At 45.3% G+C, this 22204-nt stretch carries 23 protein-coding genes; 14 read left to right on the top strand and 9 right to left on the bottom strand.

Going from position 1 to position 22204, the window contains the following annotated elements; genetic code table 11:
- Window positions 1-27: 27 nt before the first annotated feature.
- The 8 genes from kdsA to NEE14_RS06625 all read right to left on the bottom strand — a co-directional run bounded on the left by kdsA (window position 28) and on the right by NEE14_RS06625 (window position 5657).
- Entirely contained in the window at window positions 28-831 is an 804-nt protein-coding gene (gene kdsA, locus NEE14_RS06660) for a 3-deoxy-8-phosphooctulonate synthase (protein ID WP_251967040.1), read from the bottom strand.
- A gap of 2 nt (window positions 832-833) precedes the next feature.
- Window positions 834-1748, bottom strand: coding sequence for a tRNA (adenosine(37)-N6)-dimethylallyltransferase MiaA (miaA, locus tag NEE14_RS06655; RefSeq protein ID WP_251967041.1), 915 nt, complete (start codon window positions 1746-1748; stop codon window positions 834-836).
- A 102-nt stretch (window positions 1749-1850) separates the two neighbouring features.
- A complete protein-coding gene (gap, locus tag NEE14_RS06650; protein WP_251967042.1) occupies window positions 1851-2861 on the bottom strand; it encodes a type I glyceraldehyde-3-phosphate dehydrogenase in 1011 nt (336 codons plus the stop codon).
- A gap of 163 nt (window positions 2862-3024) precedes the next feature.
- Window positions 3025-3420, bottom strand: a complete 396-nt coding sequence (locus NEE14_RS06645; RefSeq protein ID WP_251967043.1) for a hypothetical protein — start codon at window positions 3418-3420, stop codon at window positions 3025-3027.
- On the bottom strand, window positions 3377-3784 hold the full coding sequence (locus NEE14_RS06640) for a phage holin family protein (RefSeq protein ID WP_251967044.1): 408 nt from the start codon (window positions 3782-3784) through the stop codon (window positions 3377-3379). The genes NEE14_RS06645 and NEE14_RS06640 overlap by 44 nt, the downstream gene beginning before the upstream one ends.
- On the bottom strand, window positions 3784-4005 hold the full coding sequence (locus tag NEE14_RS06635; protein WP_251967045.1) for a YtxH domain-containing protein: 222 nt from the start codon (window positions 4003-4005) through the stop codon (window positions 3784-3786). The genes NEE14_RS06640 and NEE14_RS06635 overlap by 1 nt, the downstream gene beginning before the upstream one ends.
- Before the next feature lie 75 nt (window positions 4006-4080).
- Window positions 4081-4941: a 50S ribosomal protein L11 methyltransferase gene (gene prmA, locus NEE14_RS06630; protein ID WP_251967046.1), complete on the bottom strand. Its 861-nt coding sequence runs from the start codon at window positions 4939-4941 to the stop codon at window positions 4081-4083.
- Between the two features lie 152 nt (window positions 4942-5093).
- Window positions 5094-5657, bottom strand: coding sequence for a DUF4890 domain-containing protein (locus NEE14_RS06625; RefSeq protein WP_251967047.1), 564 nt, complete (start codon window positions 5655-5657; stop codon window positions 5094-5096).
- 201 nt (window positions 5658-5858) lie between these two features.
- Between NEE14_RS06625 and NEE14_RS06620 the strand changes: the two genes are divergently transcribed.
- Complete coding sequence (locus NEE14_RS06620; RefSeq protein ID WP_251967048.1) at window positions 5859-8588, top strand: alpha-L-rhamnosidase; 2730 nt, start codon at window positions 5859-5861, stop codon at window positions 8586-8588.
- A gap of 117 nt (window positions 8589-8705) precedes the next feature.
- On the opposite strand, the gene NEE14_RS06615 is transcribed toward NEE14_RS06620, so the two are convergent.
- Complete coding sequence (locus tag NEE14_RS06615; protein WP_251967049.1) at window positions 8706-9701, bottom strand: sugar phosphate isomerase/epimerase family protein; 996 nt, start codon at window positions 9699-9701, stop codon at window positions 8706-8708.
- Between the two features lie 502 nt (window positions 9702-10203).
- Here NEE14_RS06615 and NEE14_RS06610 point away from each other — a divergent pair.
- The 13 genes from NEE14_RS06610 to NEE14_RS06550 all read left to right on the top strand — a co-directional run bounded on the left by NEE14_RS06610 (window position 10204) and on the right by NEE14_RS06550 (window position 22200).
- Complete coding sequence (locus tag NEE14_RS06610) at window positions 10204-10890, top strand: MIP family channel protein (RefSeq protein ID WP_251967050.1); 687 nt, start codon at window positions 10204-10206, stop codon at window positions 10888-10890.
- 208 nt (window positions 10891-11098) lie between these two features.
- A complete protein-coding gene (gene rplU, locus NEE14_RS06605) occupies window positions 11099-11416 on the top strand; it encodes a 50S ribosomal protein L21 (RefSeq protein WP_243323921.1) in 318 nt (105 codons plus the stop codon).
- Window positions 11417-11438: 22 nt separating this feature from the next.
- Window positions 11439-11705, top strand: coding sequence for a 50S ribosomal protein L27 (rpmA, locus tag NEE14_RS06600; RefSeq protein ID WP_251967051.1), 267 nt, complete (start codon window positions 11439-11441; stop codon window positions 11703-11705).
- A 966-nt stretch (window positions 11706-12671) separates the two neighbouring features.
- Window positions 12672-13901 (top strand): DUF4377 domain-containing protein, encoded by a 1230-nt coding sequence (locus NEE14_RS06595; protein WP_251967052.1) that lies wholly within the window; start codon window positions 12672-12674, stop codon window positions 13899-13901.
- 456 nt (window positions 13902-14357) lie between these two features.
- Window positions 14358-15188 carry a DUF4121 family protein gene (locus NEE14_RS06590; protein ID WP_118686912.1) on the top strand — a complete coding sequence of 277 codons (831 nt, stop codon included), beginning with the start codon at window positions 14358-14360 and terminating at the stop codon, window positions 15186-15188.
- A gap of 12 nt (window positions 15189-15200) precedes the next feature.
- The gene (locus NEE14_RS06585) at window positions 15201-16142 is read left to right on the top strand and encodes a hypothetical protein (RefSeq protein WP_072544855.1); all 942 of its coding nucleotides are present in this window, start codon (window positions 15201-15203) and stop codon (window positions 16140-16142) included.
- An 80-nt stretch (window positions 16143-16222) separates the two neighbouring features.
- Entirely contained in the window at window positions 16223-19225 is a 3003-nt protein-coding gene (locus NEE14_RS06580) for an N-6 DNA methylase (protein WP_251967053.1), read from the top strand.
- A gap of 11 nt (window positions 19226-19236) precedes the next feature.
- Window positions 19237-19446 (top strand): hypothetical protein, encoded by a 210-nt coding sequence (locus tag NEE14_RS06575; RefSeq protein WP_225226238.1) that lies wholly within the window; start codon window positions 19237-19239, stop codon window positions 19444-19446.
- Between the two features lies 1 nt (window position 19447).
- Window positions 19448-19939: a hypothetical protein gene (locus tag NEE14_RS06570; protein WP_251967054.1), complete on the top strand. Its 492-nt coding sequence runs from the start codon at window positions 19448-19450 to the stop codon at window positions 19937-19939.
- Between the two features lie 12 nt (window positions 19940-19951).
- Window positions 19952-20266 (top strand): hypothetical protein, encoded by a 315-nt coding sequence (locus NEE14_RS06565; RefSeq protein ID WP_029426909.1) that lies wholly within the window; start codon window positions 19952-19954, stop codon window positions 20264-20266.
- A gap of 12 nt (window positions 20267-20278) precedes the next feature.
- The gene (locus tag NEE14_RS06560) at window positions 20279-20566 is read left to right on the top strand and encodes a hypothetical protein (RefSeq protein WP_251967055.1); all 288 of its coding nucleotides are present in this window, start codon (window positions 20279-20281) and stop codon (window positions 20564-20566) included.
- Window positions 20567-20650: 84 nt separating this feature from the next.
- Entirely contained in the window at window positions 20651-21583 is a 933-nt protein-coding gene (locus tag NEE14_RS06555) for a hypothetical protein (RefSeq protein ID WP_251967056.1), read from the top strand.
- 35 nt (window positions 21584-21618) lie between these two features.
- The gene (locus tag NEE14_RS06550; RefSeq protein ID WP_251967057.1) at window positions 21619-22200 is read left to right on the top strand and encodes a hypothetical protein; all 582 of its coding nucleotides are present in this window, start codon (window positions 21619-21621) and stop codon (window positions 22198-22200) included.
- Window positions 22201-22204: the final 4 nt, after the last annotated feature.

The following is a 22204-nucleotide window of genomic DNA, read 5'->3' as shown; positions in this document are numbered from 1 at the left end:
TGCCTGTTTTGTATTCTTCCCATTGATTTATTTAATAGCCTCGCGGATGCGAACCAACCGCGTGAGCAAACCTTCCAATAAATCGAGTTGCAGCATATTCGCGCCGTCCGACTTGGCTACTGCCGGTTCGGGATGTGTTTCGATGAACAAGCCATCGGCTCCTACGGCAATGGCAGCTTTGGCAATCGTCTCGATGAGGGCCGGCATACCGCCCGTTACGCCCGATGTCTGGTTGGGCTGTTGCAACGAATGCGTTACATCCATCACCACCGGAAAACCAAACGCCTGCATTTGCGGAATACCCCGATAATCGACTACCAAATCCGTGTAACCGAAAGTCGTACCTCGTTCGGTGAGCATCACTTGCCGATTACCCGCATCGACTACCTTCTGGGCAGCAAACTGCATGGCCCCGGGAGAAAGAAACTGTCCCTTCTTGATATTGACAACCTTTCCGGTGCGGGCGGCTGCTACAAGCAAGTCCGTTTGCCGGCATAAGAAAGCCGGGATTTGCAGGACGTCCACATATTCGGCAGCCATTGCCGCCTCGTGCGTCTCATGAATGTCGGTTACTGTCGGTACACCGAAGGTTTCGCCCACTTTGCGTAAGATCTTCAGCGCCTTTTCATCGCCAATCCCTGTGAAGGAATCCAGGCGCGAACGGTTTGCCTTCCGGTACGACCCTTTGAATACATAAGGAATCTGTAGCCGGGCAGTTATTTCCGTAATCTTCTCGGCGATACGGAGCGCCATGTCTTCTCCTTCGATCACACACGGACCCGCCAGGAGGAAGAAGTTATCCGAGTTTGTCAGTTTGTCAAGCGTAAACATGATTATTGAATGAGAGCTAATACGTTGTTAATCTTTTCGTCGGTAGGAAGCGTGGCGTCGAGCCAATGGATGTGTAAACCGCGCCGTTCCATTCCTCGGAACCACGTCATCTGCCGTTTGGCAAACTGGTGGATAGCAATTTCGAGCTGCGATACCATCTCGTCGTACGTCAGTTGCCCGATAATATATAAGGTAAGGAATTTGTATTCCAGTCCGTAGTAGATGAGGTCGTCGGGGTTTACGCCCGTAGCAAGGATCGCACGGACTTCATCCACCATGCCTTCGTCCAGTCGGGCACGCAGTCGCTTGGAAATCTTTTCCCGCCGCAAATCCCGGTCGATATCCACGCCGATAATCAGGCTGTTGATTGGCGCATACTCCCGCTTGTCGGGCGCTTCCGTCTTATAAAACTCTTCGATCTCGATGGCACGGATGGCACGCTGAGCCGAGTCGACGTCGGTCTTGTTATGCAAAACCTTGTACGAAGCCAGGATCTGCTCCAGTTCTGCCAATGATTTTCCTTTCAGCGATTCCCGCAAAGCCGGATTCTGCGGCACATCAAGCAACTTGAATCCCCGGAGGACCGATTCGATATACATACCTGTTCCTCCACAAAGGATGGGGAGTTTTCCTTTCTTCCGGATTTCCTCGAAAGCCTTGTGAAAGTCGTGCTGGTATTCGAATACGTTATATTTATCGCCCGGATTGCAGATATCAATCAGGTGATAGGGAATCTGTTTCCCGTCTACCACGTAATCCGCCAGGTCTTTTCCCGTCCCGATATCCATCGAACGATACACCTGCCGCGAATCTCCACTGATGATTTCCGTATCCAATCGTGCTGCCAAGGCTGCCGCAAAGGCTGTTTTCCCCGAAGCAGTCGGACCAATGATGGTAATGAGTTCGTAATTATTCATGCTGCAAACTTACGAATTTTGCCTGCATACTGCCAAAGGTAAGGACATAAAAAAAGCCGCATCCCGAAAGATGCGGCTTTGAAACTATTTAATCGGAATGGATTAAGCGTTTACAGATGCCATGTGAGCGATCAAATCCAATACTTTGTTAGAGTAACCGATTTCGTTGTCATACCAAGAAACAACTTTAACGAAAGTATCAGTCAAATAAACACCAGCGTTAGCATCGAAGATTGAAGTCAAAGTGCAACCTAAGAAGTCAGAAGAAACAACTGCATCTTCAGTGTAACCCAGAACACCCTTCAATTCACCTTCAGAAGCTTCCTTCATAGCAGCGCAGATAGCTTCCTTAGTTGCCGGTTTAGCCAAGTTAACTGTCAAGTCAACAACTGATACATCCAAAGTCGGAACACGCATAGAGATACCAGTCAATTTACCGTTCAATTCAGGGATAACTTTACCTACAGCCTTAGCAGCACCAGTTGAAGACGGGATAATGTTGCCAGAAGCAGCACGACCACCACGCCAGTCTTTCATAGAAGGACCATCAACAGTCTTCTGAGTAGCAGTAGTTGAGTGAACTGTAGTCATCAAACCGTTTACGATACCGAATTTGTCGTTCAATACTTTAGCGATCGGAGCCAAGCAGTTAGTAGTACAAGAAGCGTTAGAAACGAACTGAGTACCCTTAACATATGTCTTTTCGTTAACACCACAAACGAACATAGGAGTAGCATCCTTAGAAGGAGCTGACATAACTACATATTTAGCACCAGCCTGGATGTGAGCCTGAGCCTTTTCCTGAGTCAGGAACAGACCTGTAGATTCAACTACATATTCTGCACCAACTTCATTCCATTTCAAGTCAGCCGGATTCTTTTCAGCAGTAACACGGATTTCTTTACCGTTAACGATCAATTTGCTGTTTTCAACGTCTGCTTCGATAGTTCCGTTGAACTGGCCGTGCATTGTATCATATTTCAACATGTAAGCCAAGTAATCAACCGGGCACAAGTCGTTAATACCTACGATCTGGATATCGTTTCTGTTCTGAGCTGCACGGAATACAAAGCGGCCGATACGACCGAATCCGTTAATACCTACTTTAATCATTGTAATAAAACTTTTTATGGGTTTATTAAAAAATTGTTCTTCTTATTTAGTCTCGGCGACCTCTTTCAAAGTCCCCTTGTTTTTCGACTGCAAATTTAGTTATGTTTTTTGTTTTCGAATGAAAATCCAATGAAAAAGTGTATCTTCTAACATAAATTAATCCTTACTTCTTTTTCTCGGAAGATTTTTTAGAAGAAGAAAATAAGTTTGTTATCTTTTTCCGGATTGTACGGATTCCCCAACTTACAACTAACGGCTGAATAACTTCCCAAGCTAATGGCATTAAGGCTTTTCCTACCGATAAATAATCTGAAAGGCCAAGAGGTGATGCTGTAGTGGGGGCAGCTTTCACTGCGGTAGCCGGCTCTGTTTCTCCTTTTTTCTGCGGCTTGGCTGGGAAGAGCAATGATGATAATCCGGAAAGCAACAGCGATCCGGCGTTTTCTTGAATATAAGTAAACGTCTTGTTTATCTTATTCTCTTGTTCCAGACAAGCTTGCTGGATACGTAGTTTGTCAGCTTGCAGCTTTTCCAGCGGTGTCTGTTGCGGATGGTTCATCGTCTTTTGTGTTTTGTTTGTCGTCGTTAGCAGCCAACGCTGCAATTACTAAGTTCAGGATTTTTGTCCGTATTTTCACTTCATTACATTTAATAACCCAAATGAGCGCTACATATAATATAGCTACTATGGCAAATCCCGAACCCTGAACATCCAATATTTCTCCCAGGAAAAATCCCAGTGCCAGAAATATAAACAGAATGGCAAAGAAGGCTAAAAACATCAAAATTAACCCGTATGAGAGAAGGCTAATTACTTTGCCAGTTCTCTCATACGTGTTTAATTTTAGTAATTCCAGTTTCAGCTCCATGTAAGCTGAAACGTCTTCTTTGAGATTCTGAAATACTTTTTCGCTGTCGTTCATTATTCAGCAATCACTTCTTCTACGGGTTTAACAGCTTCTGCTTTTCCTTCTTTGTATTTTGCCAAAGCAGAATTGAAACCTTCTTTTACCTTTCCAACTACATTATTTAGTTCGTTCAGTAAATCTTCTCTTTTATCTGTTGCTGCCAAATAACCAACTGCTGCACCAACTGCTGCGCCTACTACGAGGCCTAATAATAATTTAGAATCAACGTTTTTCATGACTGTCACTTTTTAAATGTTTATTATATAACGCCGAAAGTATGGAAAATGTTTGGATTAAGCTTGTAAAATATGTTAAATGTTTTCGGGTTTGCTAACTTTTACAGCTACCCAGTTATCTTTCTCATGGAAAGAATGATATATCAATTCGTTTTTCTCGCATTCAGCCTGGATAACTGGAATATCTTCTTTGTAGAAACCGCTCATAAAGAGGTAAGCTCCTGGTTTCATGCAGGGAACATACCGGCAGATATCGTTTAGCAGAATGTTCCGGTTGATATTGGCAAACACGTAATCGAATTGTCCGAAACGGGCTATCTGTTCGGCTCCGCCCAATGCCACTTGAATGTCTTCCGTATGGTTTAACCGGATATTTTCCAGGGCATTGTTGTAAGCCCACTCATCAATATCGATGGCAACGACTCTTCCGGCTCCTCTTAGTCTGGCAAGAATAGCTAGGACTGCCGTTCCGCAACCCATATCTAATAATTCTTTGCCTTGCAAATTCAGTTGCAGCATTTCCTGAATCATCAGGAAGGTGGTAGCGTGATTGCCGGTTCCGAACGCCATCTTCGGATCGATGATAATATTATAGGTATAACCCGGTTCATTGGGATGAAACGAAGCCCGGATGATGCATTCTTGTCCGATACGGATGGGTTTGAAATAGTTCTTTTCCCATTCCTCGTTCCAGTCTTTACTTTCGATGGGTGTACAAGTATAATGAATAACTACTTCAGGTAAAGGAAAGTCTTTCAGTTTTTCCTGGAGTGCTGGTTCCGAATAAAGCTTGTCTTGGATATAGGCTTGCAGGCCATCGGCTGTTTCTGTAAAACTCTCAAAACCGATTTCACCCAATTCAGCTGCCAGAATATCACTTACTACTGAAGGTTCAATTGCTGATTCGTAATTAAAGTTGACTTCGTAATAGTTCATATCTTGTTCTGTTTGAATTATTATTGAACAAAGATAGTCGAATTCGCTGAGGTTTTCTCGTTTTGGTAGTGGTTTATTTTAGCAGTTCAACCCGTCAAAGCTGGAGATAATCCAGCCTGTACGGGTTGAGCCTTGAATTTATGTGTAGGTATTTATTGCTTTTCGGGCGGAACCGGAGCTTTATCGGGTTTCATGTTACGCTGTTGCATTTCCTGCCATTGGGTGTATTGTTCATCAGACAATATTTTCTTCAGCTTCTTTTCTTTGGTTTTCCGGGCTTTCTCCAGAACTTCTGCCTGGTCTTCATCCATTCTCGGTGGTCTTTGTGAAGGCATTCCTCCTCCAGGTCCCATGCCCATGGGCGGACGTTCTCCAGGATTTCCCATCATCGGTCTTCCGCCTTCTTCCGGACCACCGGGCATCATCGGCGGACGGTTTTGTCCGAAGCTGTTTTCTACCAGTGTTTTCTGTTCTTTGAGTATGACTTTGTATACCTTTTTATATTGTTTTTCCGTCAGGTCAAGTCCTTTTGACATTTCTTCCGTAATCCTTTTGGCTGATTTCTCGGGATTAGGAACTTCCTTAAAGGGCGCTTTCCCTTCTTCCTGCTGCGGAAACGGAGGTCGCATTTCATTGTATTCTTCTTGTGCTGTAGCGGATATCGTACAGAGGAAGAGTCCGGAAACGATCATTGTTTTGATAGTCTTGTTCATCATTTGTCTAATCTTTTATCTTTGAAAATACAAATTACCTGAAATCTGTTTTTATGCTCAAAAAGAATCGACCAAACAACCGAATTTATCTATGAATACTTTTATTTGTGTCAAAATAGATAGTTAACATGTCAATATTTAAAGTTGAGTATGGATTATTATCCGTTTCTTTGACATTATATGTACAATCTAAATCTATTATAAATGAAAAAGCAGATCATTTTGTGTGGTATGTGTATAGCCTTGGCGGGAATGATGGGCTGTAACCCGACATCCGATTCTGTACAGGTAAATCATTTGCAGGTCGAGATGAAAAATAATCCGCAAGGTATTGATGTGGCTCATCCTCGTTTTTCCTGGCAGATACATGCCGGACAGCCGGATTTGGTCCAGACAGGTTATCGAATTCAGGTGGCGGCTTCGGCAGACGATCTGAAAGCCGGCAAGAATCTGTTGTGGGATTCGGGCGATGTCAAATCAGATCAGTCTCTTTGGATTGCGTATGAAGGAGAGCAGCTGCAAGCGAAGAAACCTTATTTCTGGCGGGTAAAGGTAGATACAAATCAGGGCTCCGGAAAATGGAGTGATGTCCAGACCTGGGGCATGGCGATGCTGGATGCAAACGACTGGAAAGGGCAGTGGATTGGCGAGAATGCCTTGAGTAATCCGGGCGAGAAAGACCAGGGAGACACAAGGTTGGCGGCCCGTTATCTGCGAAAGCCATTTCAGGTCAGTAAAGAAGTAAAACGTGCTGTGCTGTATATTTCGGGATTGGGTTCTTCGGAGTCTTATTTGAATGGGAAGCGGATCAGCAAGGATGTCTTTGCTCCGATGCCATCGCTTTATACATCGCGTGTATATTATAATGTATATGACGTCACTGATTTGTTGCAGCAGGGAGAGAATCTGTTGGGCGTCGTTTTAGGAAACGGACGTTACTTCTCGATGCGTGTTCCAGGTATGCTGACGACGGGTTTGCCTTCTTTGTTGGCTCAGCTGGAAGTCGAATATACCGACGGCAGTATGGATCAGGTTGTCAGTGATACGAGTTGGAAAGTTACTTCGCAGGGACCGATTGTAGCCAACAATGAATTTGACGGGGAAGAATATGATGCCCGGAAGGAACTGAAAGGCTGGAATACTGTTTCGTTTGATGACTCGGCCTGGAAAACGGCTGATCTGATGAAAGAGCCGGGAGGAAAGCTGACGGCGCAGCCGAACCCGAACTTGGCGGTGCAGGATACGGTGGTTCCTGTAAACGTAATAGCCCGTTCGGATGGGAAGTTTATCCTGGATATGGGCCAGAACATGGTGGGCTGGCTGGGCGTTAAGCTTAAAGGCAAGGATAATCAGCCGATAACCTTCCGTTTTGCCGAGATTCTCAATCCGGATACTACTTTGTATGTGGCGAATTTGCGTTCGGCTAAGGTGACGGATATTTATACACCGGCAGCTGATGGTGAATTCTCCTGGCATCCGAGCTTCGTATATCATGGTTTCCGTTATGTAGAGGTAAGCGGACTGGATTATCAGCCTTCGACTACTGATTTTGCCGGTTATGTGGTGTACGACGCGATGTCTACTACCGGTCAGTTTGAGAGCTCGAATGCGTTGGTCAATCAGATCCATAAGAATGCATTCTGGGGCATTCGCAGTAATTACCGCGGTATGCCGACCGACTGTCCGCAGCGTGATGAACGCCTGGGCTGGCTGGGCGACCGGGCTACAGGCGCCAGTGGCGAGGCTTACTTGTTCAATAACGCGCTTTTATATAATAAATGGTTACAGGATATTGAAGATTCGCAGAATGAGGCCGGAAGTATTTCGGTGGTATCTCCGAAATATTGGGAAATATATGCCGACGATGTAACATGGCCTTCGGCTTATTTCTATGTAGCGGATATGCTTTACCGCCAGTTTGGTGATGACAGTGCTATTCGGAAACACTATCCTTCGATGAAACGCTGGATGCAGCACATGGAAGAAGTGGCATTGAAAGACGGCGTGATTGTTAATGATACGTACGGCGACTGGTGTATGCCGCCCGAAGAACAGCATCTGATTCATTCGCAGGATCCGGCCCGTAAGACGGATGGCGCGATTTTGAGCACGACGGTTTACTATGATTTGCTGAACAAGATGGTTAAGTTTGCCGAGCTCTGCGGGCAGACGGCTGATATTCCGGCCTATCAGAAGCTGGCAGCTGAAATGAAAGAGGCTTACAATGCCAAGTATTTCAATCGGGAGACGGCTCAGTATGGCAACAATACGGTGACGGCCAATATTCTTTCCCTGCGTTTAGGCCTGGTTCCCGAAGGATTTGAACAGAAAGTGTTCGATAATATTGTGCGCAAGACGGAAGACGATTTCGGCGGTCACGTCAGCACAGGTGTATTGGGTATCCAGCATTTGATGCGTGGTCTGACGGAATACGGACGGAAAGACTTGGCATTGAAGATCGTGACAAACGAGACCTATCCAAGCTGGGGCTATATGATTAACAGAGGAGCAACGACGATTTGGGAACTTTGGAACGGTGATACGGCCGATCCTGCCATGAATTCTGCCAATCATGTGATGTTGCTGGGCGATCTGCTGATCTGGTATTATGAAGACCTGGCCGGTATCAAATGTGCCGACGATGCGCAGGCCTTTAAGAAAATCGAAATGGCTCCGGTTTTCCCGGAAGGTTTGAATCATGTCAAGGCTTCGTATGAATCGGTCTATGGAAAGATTGAAAGCGACTGGACACGTGATGGCAATCGTTTGGATTGGCGCGTGGTGGTTCCCGGCAATACGACGGCTGTGATACGGATTCCTAAAGCGTATGGCGTGAGTGTCACTTCACATCCAGGCGTTCATCAGGTAAGTAATACCGAAACTGAACTGGTTGTCGAAGTCGGCTCCGGTGAATATCGCTTTACCAGCAAATAATCTTTTTCGTCTGTAAAGGGAGAAAATAAAAAGTTCACAAGGTTCTGAGTCATTCTAACGTAACGAACCTTGTGAACTTATTTTATAATGTATATGTGTGTTTATACCTGATGTGCGTTATTTAACAAAATCTGCGCTTTGCAGATACTGGGCACTCTTCTCAACGCCTTCGAATTGAGTGCGTCCTTTCCGGTCACCTTCCAGTTCTACATAATAACCTAAGATACCGATTTCATATCCTTTCTTGAAGATATTCGGGAAGTTCATCATACCGGAATCGCCGATGATCCAACGGTCTTTGATGTGCAGTAATTTGAATCTGTCAGGATAATCTTCCAGCCATTCCAGCGGATCCTGCTGACCCATGACTGCCCAGTAAACGTCCAGTTCGAACATAACCTTGCTCGGATCTGTATTTTTCAAGAACAATTCTTCAATATAAGTACCCTGAGGTTTATCCCACGGCTTCCGGTTTGGATCCGGTTTTTCTCCGGCTTTCAATACACGCTTAAATTCATTGCTGTGATTGTGGTAGCCCCAAAGAATACCTGCGCTTTTTGTTATCTCGCCGGCCCGGTTGAATACATCGCATACGCGTTTGGCATCGTCTTCGTTTTCAATTCGGGGTAGACTCGGCTGTACCATGCATTTAACGCCCAGTTCAGCATGAATATCGGTAGCTTTCTTCCAGAATTCCTCGAATTTTGCCATGTTTTCCTTGCTGTAATCGCCCAACGACGGTGAAAGGTGTGAGCTCGTGATTTTCATTCCGGCATCATCTACCATTTTCTTATAATCCTTTGGTGCAATGAATGTGGTGTTATCAGCCGAATAATCGCCAAACTTACCGCTGTCTTCTTTATAACCGAATATTTCCAGTTCGGTAAATCCCATTTTAGCCAGACGCTGCAATCCGTTCGGCATATCTTTTAATAATTCCTGGCCTAAAGAATAGGTCTGCAATCCCATTTGTTTCTTGGCTGCAGTATTGGTTACTGATCCGGGGTTGGATAAAACTTCTGAAACTGAATTAGAAGCCAGCATCTGTTGGCTGGCCAGACCTCCTAACGTCAGGAGAGAGATGTTTTTCAAAAATGTTCTTCTGTTTGACATAGTAAATAGACTTTAAATGTTCTTGTGAAGCAAAAGTAGTGCAAATGCCAGGTCTTTCGGGTCGGTTATTCCGTTAAAATACATCATGCAAAGAGCCTTTTTATTTGTTTTTTTGATTTATGTCAAGTTTTCTATTGCTGTCTAAAAGCCGTTCTCCGACTAATAAAAGAAGGAATGCAGGCTATCTTTTGCGCGGTTACTGTCTTTTTTGGGGAAATTCCTTAAAAATTAATTGAATCATATTTGTAAATCAATTAAATCATATTAGTGAATTGATTAATTTATATCTATGAATTGATTAATTCACAAATGTGATGCAATTAAAAATAGAAGAAGTTTAAACGAAAAAACAACACTTATTCAATTATCTATTATGAGGTTAGAATAAGTTTATGATACTCTTTTTGATATGTTAAATAGGTGTTTTATTACATCTTTCTTGGCATTTAATCTGTTATATAAATAATAAGATCTTATGTCTGATATAATAAATCAATGAATTATGAAGAAGTATATCGCTGAATTAGTAGGCACTATGGTCTTGGTATTGCTGGGATGCGGTAGTGCGGTATTTGCAGGTAGCGCAGCTGATACGGTGGGTGCGGGTACAGGTACAATTGGTGTGGCTTTAGCTTTCGGCCTTTCTGTTGTAGCCATGGCTTATTGTATTGGAGGAATCTCAGGTTGTCATATTAATCCAGCCATAACACTTGGTGTTTGGATGAGTGGTCGGATGGAAAGCAAAGATGCGTTGATGTATATGCTGTTTCAGGTGATTGGAGCTATCGTTGGAGCCGGAATCCTTGCCGCCTTAGTCAGCACCGGAGGCCATGCCGGACCTACGATGACGGGTGCGAATTCCTTCGATGTGGGAGAAACAGCTCAGGCGTTTTTGGCCGAGGCTGTGTTTACCTTCATATTTGTATTAGTGGTTTTGGGTGCGACTGATCAGAAACGAGGTGCCGGAAATATGGCCGGACTTGCGATAGGTCTGACGTTGGCATTGATACATATTGTCTGTATTCCTATAACAGGAACCTCCGTCAATCCGGCAAGAAGCATCGGTCCGGCGCTGATGGAAGGCGGGCAGGCATTAAGTCAGTTATGGCTGTTCATCGTGGCTCCGCTGGTAGGTGCTGCCTTTAGTTCGTTGGTATGGAAGTATCTGGGCAGTGAAGAGAAAGCCTGATGCTGTAGAAATAAACAAGACAACGACTTCCGAATCTGCGCCATGCAATAGAGAAGAAAAAGAAAAAACGGAAAATAAAACCCTGAAAGTTTGTTGGTTTCATAATTAATCTCTAAATTTGCATCCGATTTTCCGCAGAGGGTAGAAAAGCAGTATCAGAAAGAATACTCACCCCCGGGACCTAACCTGTTTAAAGATAAAAAGACAGATGTACGTAGTTGTAGAAATTAACGGTCAGCAGTTCAAGGCAGAACAGGGCAAAAAATTGTTCGTTCACCATATTCAGAACGCTGAAAATGGCGCAGTTGTTGAATTCGACAAAGTATTATTGGTTGATAACAACGGCGAAGTAAAAGTTGGTGCTCCGGTAGTAGAGGGCGCAAAAGTAGTATGTGAAGTAGTTTCTCCGCTTGTAAAGGGTGACAAGGTATTGGTATTCCACAAGAAGAGAAGAAAAGGTTATCGTAAATTGAACGGTCACCGTCAGCAGTTCACAGAAGTATTGATTAAAGAAGTTGTTGCTTAACGTTTAAAAGGAGTAAGAAGAAATGGCACATAAGAAAGGTGTTGGTAGTTCTAAGAACGGCCGTGAATCAGAAAGCAAACGATTAGGTATTAAGTTGTTCGGTGGTGAAGTTGCAAAAGCAGGTAACATCATCGTACGTCAGAGAGGAACAGCTCATCATCCGGGAGCAAACGTAGGTATGGGAAAAGATCATACTTTGTATGCTTTGGTTGATGGTATCGTAACATTCCACAAAGGAAAAGAAGACCGTTCATTCGTTTCTGTAAAGGAAATCAAAGCAGAAGCATAAATATTCGGTTTAAAGAATAAAAAGAAGACTTGTCTGTTCGCAGGCAAGTCTTTTTTTTGTATGGGCCAATATTTTCACTATATTTGTTGTAATAAGATAGTTTTTATTTGACTATCAACAGATTGGAGCAAACTCGCACGAGAACGGGCAATGGATAAGAAAAAGCCGGACTGTTCCGAACTGCTATATTTCTCATGCTTTCAAACAACTCATTATCTCATTTGCAAAGATAATATTTCTTTCAGAAAAGACCGAATAAAAGGGCCACAATCTCATCCAACAAACACATCTCAAAGGAAAAGCCATACCATAGCTGAACTAACAAAAAATCAAATGTTATAAATGTTACGTTATAGAAAGCGAAGAAGAAGTACACGGTAGAAAAAACGTTGAATGCTCAACTGGTATTGGTTGACACAACAGAACGTGGTTGTGTGGAACTGATTGAAAGGACACGTTCTGAAAAGACTCTGTAAATCAGGGATAGATTCATCTATGTGGACAGGTACGGAAAGTATTATGGTATCCCTCATCGAAAACCGAAGGAAATAAGCAGGCTAATTTCTATCTACACTCCTCCTTTTCATCTGAAAAAAGTATGGCGATACCGGTTTAAGCATCAGCAGGGAGCTTTGCACATATCGCTACCTGCTTGTTGATATTCGTCAAATGGACAAAATGCCTTCAATTCTATACGGTAAAATAATCGTATCTATAATCTTAAGTACTTCTACTAAAAAATAAAAAGATACTTTATGAAAATTGTTTTTGGAATGTATATTTTGATGTTTTAACATTTCTAAATAGGGATATTTTTTCCATTCTGCGTTAAATAATAAAAGTTTTACTTTTGTTATTTAAGAAGGTACGCATTTTACTGAATGAATTTTTTTTCAAAAAAACATATGAAATTCTGACAATAATTACGAATAATCATTTTACATAAATTAGACCTAGATTAAGTATATGAAAAAGAAAATTTTACTCAAAATCTTTATGCTCTTCCTTTGTGTATCCAACTTCATTGGGTGTGACAAGAATAATGAACTTGAGGATAAACAAGAAATCGTCAAAATGTATATTTCTCATGAAACAAGTACATATATTCCTTTGGGTAGTAGTAAGCCTATAGAATGTCTGCTTGTCAAGGAAGAAGGCGAACGTGAATATTCAAGATTACCATTTGAAGGAATAACAGGGTTTATTTACGAGTATGGACATGAATATATCATAAAAGTAGAAAAATCAATCAACATTCACACACATGCAAATGCTGTCAGAACAAAATACAGGCTTATTGAGATTCTGGAAGACAAAACAATCAATACTTCACCTCAATGGGATATTCTCATTGATGAAAGTAATGACTATGAAATAGACATAAGCAGCAGATACCTTGGAATACAAGGATGGTGGTGCAACGCCAATCCTCCGCGAATTTATGTGGGTGCTGTTTTTCCTAAAAATACTTTTGCCACTTCTTTTGATAAAGAGATAATGGAAAAGAAAAAAAACATCAATCTTTACTTTAATTTCCAGGATCCATATATTACCTATTTGGATGACGCGAGGTTAAATAAATATTTGAAAAAAATGAATGATGCGATTAGTTCAAAAGAATATGAGAAACACAGATTCCCCAAAAGACCATATATAGCAAAATTAGCGGAATTGAAAAATTTAAATGATCTGTGGTACTGTATTGATGACAATGATGATTTTGCCAAAACTCTGATAGAGGTAGGGAAACAGAATTTAGACCTGAAAGACATAGAAAGTTTATGTGTTGGGAAAGTTGTACATAAAAATTTCACGGTATCTATGGATACGCCAGAAAATGGACTGTTTATAGAAACTCCTTCTAATCTGAACGAACTTGTTTTTGTCCGTTCATTGACTTATGGCACAAGTGCGTATTTTTTAATTGCAAGCAGATTCAATTATCAAGAAGTCTTATCAGCATTAAAAGGACCGTATCTTGAAGAAAAACAACGTGAAGAAGTTCTAAAAGAATCCCAAATTATTCTACTGACTGTGACTGATATAAGACAAACAGCAAATATCAGCAAATCTTTTAATGAATTGCAAAATTACCTGAATAATCCTTTTACAAATGAACCAACATTTGCATACGGGTATCCTATATTCTGTCAGGGGCAGTATGCAAAAGATAACTCTCTATATATAAAACATTAAAACAGTTTCACATGTAATAGAATAAGTAATTTTATGTTATTTCCTTTCTTAGAATAATTATATATTTCTAAATTTGTTGTAATGGATAAGAAAAAGCCGGACTGTTCCGAACCGCTATATTTCTCATGCTTTCAAACAACTCATTATTTCATTTGTAAAGATAACATTTCTTTCTGAAAAGGCCGAATAAAAAGGCCATAATCTCACCGCACAAACATACCTCAAAAGGAGAAGTCATACCGCAGCCGAGTCCCCATAACCACAGGCAAAGGTAATTCGTGTTCTTCTCGTACAAGCAAGGCCAAGCCCTTCGGGTTCGTGGAAAAAATCATCCTCGCCCCGGAGGGCTTGCGGTATTTTTTCCCGAAGCCTTGCATGTACGGAACACGACCTTTTTAAGCCTGTAGTTATGGGAACTCCGGCCCCAGAAGCCGGACTAACAAAAAATCAAATGTTATGTTACAGGCAACAAAGAACAAGTACACGGTGGAAACACTCAAACCACTGAACATTCTGTACGATCATGAACACCGGCTGACACAGCAGGACGTGGATATGGCCAACGGTTATGTGGAACTGATAGAAAGGACACGCTCTGAAAAGATTCCACAGGTCGGTGACAGACTCATCTATGTGGACAGATACGGGAAATATTACGGCAACGCCCTCATCGAGAAACGCAAAAATACGGACGGACTGATTTCCATCTGTGAAATCCCCTATATCCCTTTCATATGGGAAGAGTATGACGGTATCGGTTTAAGTGTCAGCGGAGGATCCTTCCACCATATTGACCCCCTCCAGTTGAAGTTCGTCAGATGGACGGAAGGGATATTCCAAGACTGGGGCAACTGCGGTGCGTGCGCCAACGGTGCCGTTGCATTCACGGCAAAAGTGCCGTTATGGTCCTATTCCGAACCTGACCCTCTCTACGGCGATTTCACCACTGAGACATGGAGACAGTATTATCTGACAAAAAACACGGGTCCGGACGCACGTAACCTGTACCAAGGCTTCGACAAGGCTTTCAGGACCGAAGAGGACTTCCTACAGTTCCTGAAGGACTATGAAGGGACCGTGTTCAAGGGCAACCAGGAAAACCATATCGTTCTCTGGTGTTTCCGTCATGAGAACCGGTTCCTGCCGCAGCACGAGTGGGACAAAATAGATGTCCAGGCCGTGGAACGGCGTCTCAACTTTTATCCCGAACAGGTCAAGCTGGTCAAGGACATGGACAGCCACATCACCTACTGTTACCGTATCAAACCCGAAATTGACAATCTCTAAAACAATACAGTTATGCAGACAACAGCAACAAGAACAGCAGGCAGCCACACTGACCTGCTCACAGGTATCCTGAACGTGCAAGTAAGGAACGAGGACAAGATTACAGAACAGGACAGGCAGTATTGCCAGCTCCAGCAGGACCAGCTCTACAAGACGCTTGACCGTATCGACCGTTGGTATGCCATCTTCAAGGAAGAAGCGGAACGGTACCGGGAAATCAAGAGCTTCAAGTATGAGGATAACGGTAAGGTCTCCATACGGAATTTCTATTTCAACAACAGCGGGGAGGATGACTATACCCACAACGAATTCAAACCGTTTGACCTCATCAACGAGCTTGCGGACAACAACTGCAATGCCAACGCGAATTTCGCGAATCGCATCATTTCCTATTTCAACAGGACCTACAATGTAGACGTACCCATTCCTGTAATCGACGAGAAGGCCATGCGCATGGGATTCCGTCCGGTCTACCAGACTTACGTGGACATGGTCATTGAACACCTCGGCGGAAAAAGTTTCCGTGAGACCGCAGAGGAAGAACTGCTGGCCCGTTTCCTGAAAACGGTACAGCCTTCCCGCTGGAGCAAGGTGAAGCCCGAACTGAAAAAGGACAAGATAACTTTCCCTGACATCGTGTCCTGGGACAGCATCCATCTGGAATACCACCGGGAATATGAGTTCTCGTATGACTGCGGAAGGAAAGTGGACATTTTCTGCGAAGGTATCGCATACGGGGCAGATGACGTGATAAACGGTTCAAGCGGTATGGTCATCGGCCTTGACAGACGCGATGTGGATATAACCGAATGGTACAACCTCACCCTGAGCAACGCAGAACAGATCAAGTTCTACAAGAACGGACGCATCGACGTACGCTTCAAGGACAGCCAGGCCGCAGAGAACTGCTACAGAAGGCTGCGGCTGGATGAAATCACACTCAGAGAAGAGTGATTCATGAAATACTTATTCAGACACCCCGTAAGACATCCTTGCGGGGTGTCTTCGTTTCCAACCATTAAAAAAGAAAAGACATGTATGCCATCATACCCCAACAGATTCCCCAGGACAGGCGTGCCGAGATCAACGAGAAAATCCTTTTCGCCATAGACTCCGGCAAGGACCTCGTTTCGAAGGAAAGCATCTACAACTGCTACACGGGAATCGGAGGACTGCACAACCTCAGGCAGGCGGATTTCACCAGCTACCATGAATACGCCGAGGCCAAGAAGGAATTCGAGATGGGACAGTTCTTCACCCCGCACGACATATGCCGGAGCATGGTGGAGACCCTTTCTCCGACATCGGCGGAAATGGTACTTGACATGTGCTGCGGCATGGGCAACTTCTTCAACCATCTGCCCAACCTGCACAATGCCTACGGATTCGACATTGACGGCAAGGCGGTGGCCGTTGCCAGATACCTCTACCCGGAAGCTCATATCGAGAAATGCGACATACAGCTGTACAATCCCGAACAGCGTTTCGACATCATTGTCGGAAATCCGCCCTTCAACCTGAAATTTGATTACAGGCTGTCGCAGGAATTCTACATGGACAAGGCCTATGACGTGCTCAACCCTGCCGGAATCCTGATGGTCATCGTCCCTCTCTCCTTCATGCAGAACGAGTTCTGGGAAAAGACACGCGTGGCGAAAATCAACTCGAATTTCTCCTTCATCGGCCAGACCAGGCTGGAACATTCAGCCTTCTCTACGGTGGGCGTGCAGAATTTCGCAACAAAAATCATGGTATTCCTCCGCCGTTCCCTCCATATTGAAATGCAGCCCTACAACGCGGAAGAGTTTGTCAGCATGGATGAGCTGAAGAAACGCATAGCCGAAGTGCGGAAAATGAAACACCGGCTGCGCCTCCAGCTGATGCGGGAGTGCAACCATATAGACAAAGAAGAGCTGGAACAGTTCGAGTACAGGCTCGCCAAATACATGTACGAGCTGAAAGCCCATGCCGTGCTGAACAGGCATGTCGAAAAGGCGGAGGCGCTGGTGTCCAAATTCCGCAACCAGAAACCGCCGGAAAATGCCACCCGGGAACAGATAAAGGAATGGGAACGCAAGAAGCTGACCACCGGCAAGGTTCTCGGCATCATCCGCAGGTACATCACCTCGCAGAACGTGGTGCCGCGCAAGGAAGTGGCATTGGTGAAGACATCCTACGGCTTCAAGCTGAAGCAATATGCCCCGCGTCTGCTTGACAAGGTCACGCACAAGGCCGCAGGCATCAACGACCTCATACTCGGAAGGGCCGAACTCCCGATGCCGGAAAACGTCACAGAAAAGAACATGCGGCAGATCCGTGCCGCCAGTAAACTGATACGGCGCAAACAGAGGCAATACGAGACCCAGAATCTCCAGTTTGCGGAAATGCGGGAAGATGCCGGCCTGAAGGAATACCTGGACCGCACCACATTCATCAACAAGGACGGTGAAGTCTGCGAATTCACGGACTTGCAGAAACACGACCTGAACCTCGTGTTGCAGAAACGCTACGCCCTGCTGAACTGGCAGCAGGGTTCAGGCAAGACCGCCGCCGTCTATCACAGGGCGAAATACCTGCTCAAGTTCAGAAAGGCAAAGAACGTCATCATACTTGCCCCGGCCATCGCCACCAACATGACCTGGATACCGTTCCTTACCATAAACAAGGAACGCTTCCGTACAATACAGACCGCCGGCGACCTCAACAACATACCGGAAGGGACATTCCTTGTCGTCTCCACCTCCATGCTCCGGAAACTGAAAAGAGGACTGATGCGTTTCGTGAAACGCACTTCCGGCAAGCTGTGCCTTGTCTTCGACGAGTCGGACGAAATCACCAATCCCACATCGCAGCGTACAAGAAACATCCTGTGCATATTCAGGAGGCTCAGGTACAAGATCCTCGACACGGGAACAACCACCCGCAACAACATCGCGGAACTGTACAGCCAGTTCGAACTACTCTACAACAACTCCGTAAACATGATATGCTGGAGCCCGCAGGTCTACCACGAAAACAGGGACCACGAGATAGAGGAAGAGAACAACCCGGATTACGGAACACCGTTCCCCGCCTTCAGGGGGCATGTCCTTTTCCGTGCCTGCCACTGTCCGGGGAAAGCCACTGTATTCGGCATCGAGAAACAGAACCAGGACGTGTACAACAAGGACGAACTCTCCGAACTTATCGGCAAGACGGTCATCACCCGTAAATTCAGGGACTTCGCAGGAGAGAAATACCGGATACGGACACATACCGTCCGTCCCTCGGAAGGAGAACACGAGGTATACCGTGTCATAATCGAGGAATTCTGCCGCATCTGTGAGCTGTACTACAATAACACGGGAGACACGAAAAAGGATGCAGGACTGAGACTCATGAGGCAGATCAAGCTGCTTATCAAAGCCTGTTCGGTACCTCACCTGATAGAGGGATACTACGGTGACAGTTATCCTTCCAAGACCCGCTATATTGAAAGGCTCATAAGGACAATACCGGGTAAGGTTGCCATCGGATGTACCACATTGGCGGCCTTCGACCTCTACGAGAGCTATATCCGGGAACATTTTCCCGACAGACCTGTATTTGTGGTCAAGGGAGATGTAGCCTTCAAGAAACGACAGAGCATCGTGACCGAATTCGACTCCACCATCAACGGCATCCTGATATGCACACAGCAGAGCCTGAGCAGCTCCGTGAACATACCTACCTGCAACGACGTGATACTGGAATCCCTGCAGTGGAACATCCCCCGTATGGAACAGTTCTACTTCCGTTTCATCCGTCTCGATTCCAAAGAAATGAAGGATGTCCACTACGTCACCTACGAAGATTCGGTCGAACAGAACCTGATGGCACTGGTACTGACCAAGGAGCGTCTGAACGAATTCATCAAGACCGGTGAGGTCAAGGAACAGTCAGAAATCTTCGAGGAGTTCGACATCACAATGTCTGTCATCGACAGCCTGCTCATCCGCACGCAGGACAGTGAAGGCAAAATACACATCAGCTGGGGAAGCCAGCGCATAACAGAATAAATATGAACCGTATGAAGAAGACCGGGAGTTCCATTCCCACCGACAAAGGTAAGCCGCGTCCCCATCGGCTGAGCAAGGTCAGGCCGCAGGCGGTTTTCAGGAAAATCATCCTCGCGGAGCTGCGGTATTTTCCCGAAAAACCCTGCACAGCCGGGACACGGCACCTTGTCGAGGTCGGTGGAATGGAATCCCCGGCATCCACATACATAAAAGACAAGTAATATGGATCTGAACAATGCAGAGATTGCCGTGACCACACAGCATCTCATGGACATAAAGGATTACAGGGACTACTGGCTGCACCTGTCCGACTACAGCGACATGGGCGAGTTCCTGAGTGCCTGTTCCGACCTGTTTCCCGGGGAAAAGGAACCGGAATACCGGTATCCGAAATGGGAAAACATTCCGGACACACTGATCAGCCGTGAATGGCTCTGTCCCAACTTCTTCGAGATCAGGGATGCCCTTGAAAGGCTCGAAGAGGAAGAAACGGAGTTTTTCATAAGCTGGAGCAGAAGTTACGGATATGACATCACCACGGATGACCCGCACATGATGGTATCACACTACCATGACCTGTACGGGGATACCGTCACGGAAACGGAAGAAGACGCGGACACGGGAGAAGATGCCCTGATATACACGGGCGTATCAAGCTACTACTGCGACATGCTTCCCTTCCGATACGAGATATTTGATGACAATTATAACTAAAAGACAAAAGATATGGAAATCAACTTCAAAGGACCTGTAATGCCTATCGACCCATACTCGCAGCTGGCATTCGTGGAAATACTGAACATACTACTGACGGCGGGACACATCGTGGACGTGAACCGCTTCCTCATAAGCAGGAATGTCAATCCGCAGTTCGGCTCACTGTCAGGCTATTTCAGATGGTCGTTCGCCGGAGACCGCTTCACGCTCTGGCAACGCACGGACTACAATTCAACACTGTGTTTCAACCACAGGATACTCGACCTGCCTTTCGGTGTCCTGGCAGCGAAAGACAACGGAAAAGACATGGAAACGGCAAACTGAAAATGAAACGATATGGAAACTACGGTAAAAATACCCAACCGGGAAATCGCGCTCGCGGCATTTGACAGGCTCCGCAGGGAACAAAGGAAGGATGCCGCACTGAGGCTGGCCGGTTGTATGCTCAGAGGGACATACATATCCCTCGGAATCGGTGATACCGACTGGGAAATAGATACCGCCCTGCACAAATGCGGCGGTGAGCCTAAAACCGGATACGGTCATACGGCACATTTCCACTTCGACGGCGAGACGGAAATGGAAACAGAGAAATATGAAAGGCTCAAGCAAGAGAACGAATGACAAGGGAGCGGCCGAAAGGTCGCTCTTCTCATTTATAAACGACATGTACGGGAAACAGAATCCTGCCGTACACAGGTAACAGAAATGGAAGAACAGGAAAGACTGACAATGGAATTCGTGAAATCGCTCATGGACAAGTCCTACACGCTGGTATGGGTGGACTACAACGACAATCTCGACAACTGCCGTGACATCATCCAGAAGTGTCTGGAAGAAAGGAGCTGTGAAAGTCTGTGGGAGAAAGTGGACGAATGGTACGGTGACGCCGAATGGGAAAGCGTCCGTGAAATCATCTCAAAGCTGAAGGATGAGTGCACCGGCTTCCACGGCTTTGAGGAAGAGGAAGTGGACAAGTTCTTTGAAGAACACGAAGACGAAATCAGGGAAGAAATCTATGACAGAAATGACTCTGACACGCTGAAAGAACTTCTCAAAAACACGGATGACATCCTCGTGCGTGTCGAGATGCTGTCCAACTACGACTGCATCAATTCCAACTGGCTGGAATCGCAGGAAGGCTACCGGTACAAGGAATCCTATTTCGGGGATATGATAGACGCGCTGAACCTCAATCCCGCCAAGGTGAAGAAGATGCTGGTGGAGAAAGGCTACTCGGTGTACGGCCGTTTCCCCGACAAAAAATACAGGGACGGCAAGGAACAGGTATCCTATAAGCAATTCTACCAGGAACTCATCAACTCCTGCTGCGGTGCCAACCTGCTGACCTATATCGGCAAGGTAAACCTGCAGGAACTTTATGATGCCGGATTCTCGCTTGGGGAAGTCATTATCCCCAAAGGCAACTGCTGCGGCATCTTCAGCTCCATGTACGGCGGCGGAAGCCTCCTGGAGATGGAACTCAAAAAGGATGTCAGGCTGAAACTGGAAGTCAGGGACTATCACGGATTCCGATTCCGGCTTGATAACGAAAGGTCAGAATATGAATGCTCCATCAAGCATGTGTACGGGGTATGCGACTCCTTTTTCGGTGAAAGGATAGCTCTTGTCGCTTCATAAACAATTCATTTAACAACAATCAAATCATAAGAATTATGGCAAAGTACGAAGTAAGAGTAAGGTACGCCTTCGAGGGTACCTACAAGGTCGTGGCGGAAGACCGCGACGAGGCGGAAAGAATGGTAGAGGAAGACTGCGGTCTGGTATTGGGAGGCAATATCCACACTACCCGCGATGATGACGAGGTGACAGACTGGAATTTCGGCTCTCACCCCGACATGCAAATCCTCTCTGTCAGGGAACGGAACAATAAAGGCAAGGTAAGATACACGGCCATGTGTTTCAGAGACAGGATTGAAGAACTGCGGAAGGACATAATCGAGGCCATCAGACAACTGCTTGATGCGCACGGCCTGAAAGAAATCAAACTTACCGATAACGGAGAAGACCCTGTATGGATTATCTGGTTCGACGATAATGCTGATCCATACGAATGTTATGTTACGGGAATTGAGGTTACTGACAAACATCTTACCGTAATGGCAACAATAAAGGACAGTATGGAAGAGGTTTGCAGCCAGGCTCCCTTCGAACTTGGAGCCAGCAACATAGATTGGCTTAATCAGATGTACGAAGCGGTCAGGCTTCAACTTGAAAATACAAACGGGAACTCTTGAAATG

This window comes from Parabacteroides sp. AD58 (genome assembly GCF_023744375.2).
Classification (GTDB): Bacteria; Bacteroidota; Bacteroidia; order Bacteroidales; family Tannerellaceae; genus Parabacteroides; species Parabacteroides absconsus.
This window is presented reverse-complemented; position numbering and strand designations above follow the sequence as displayed.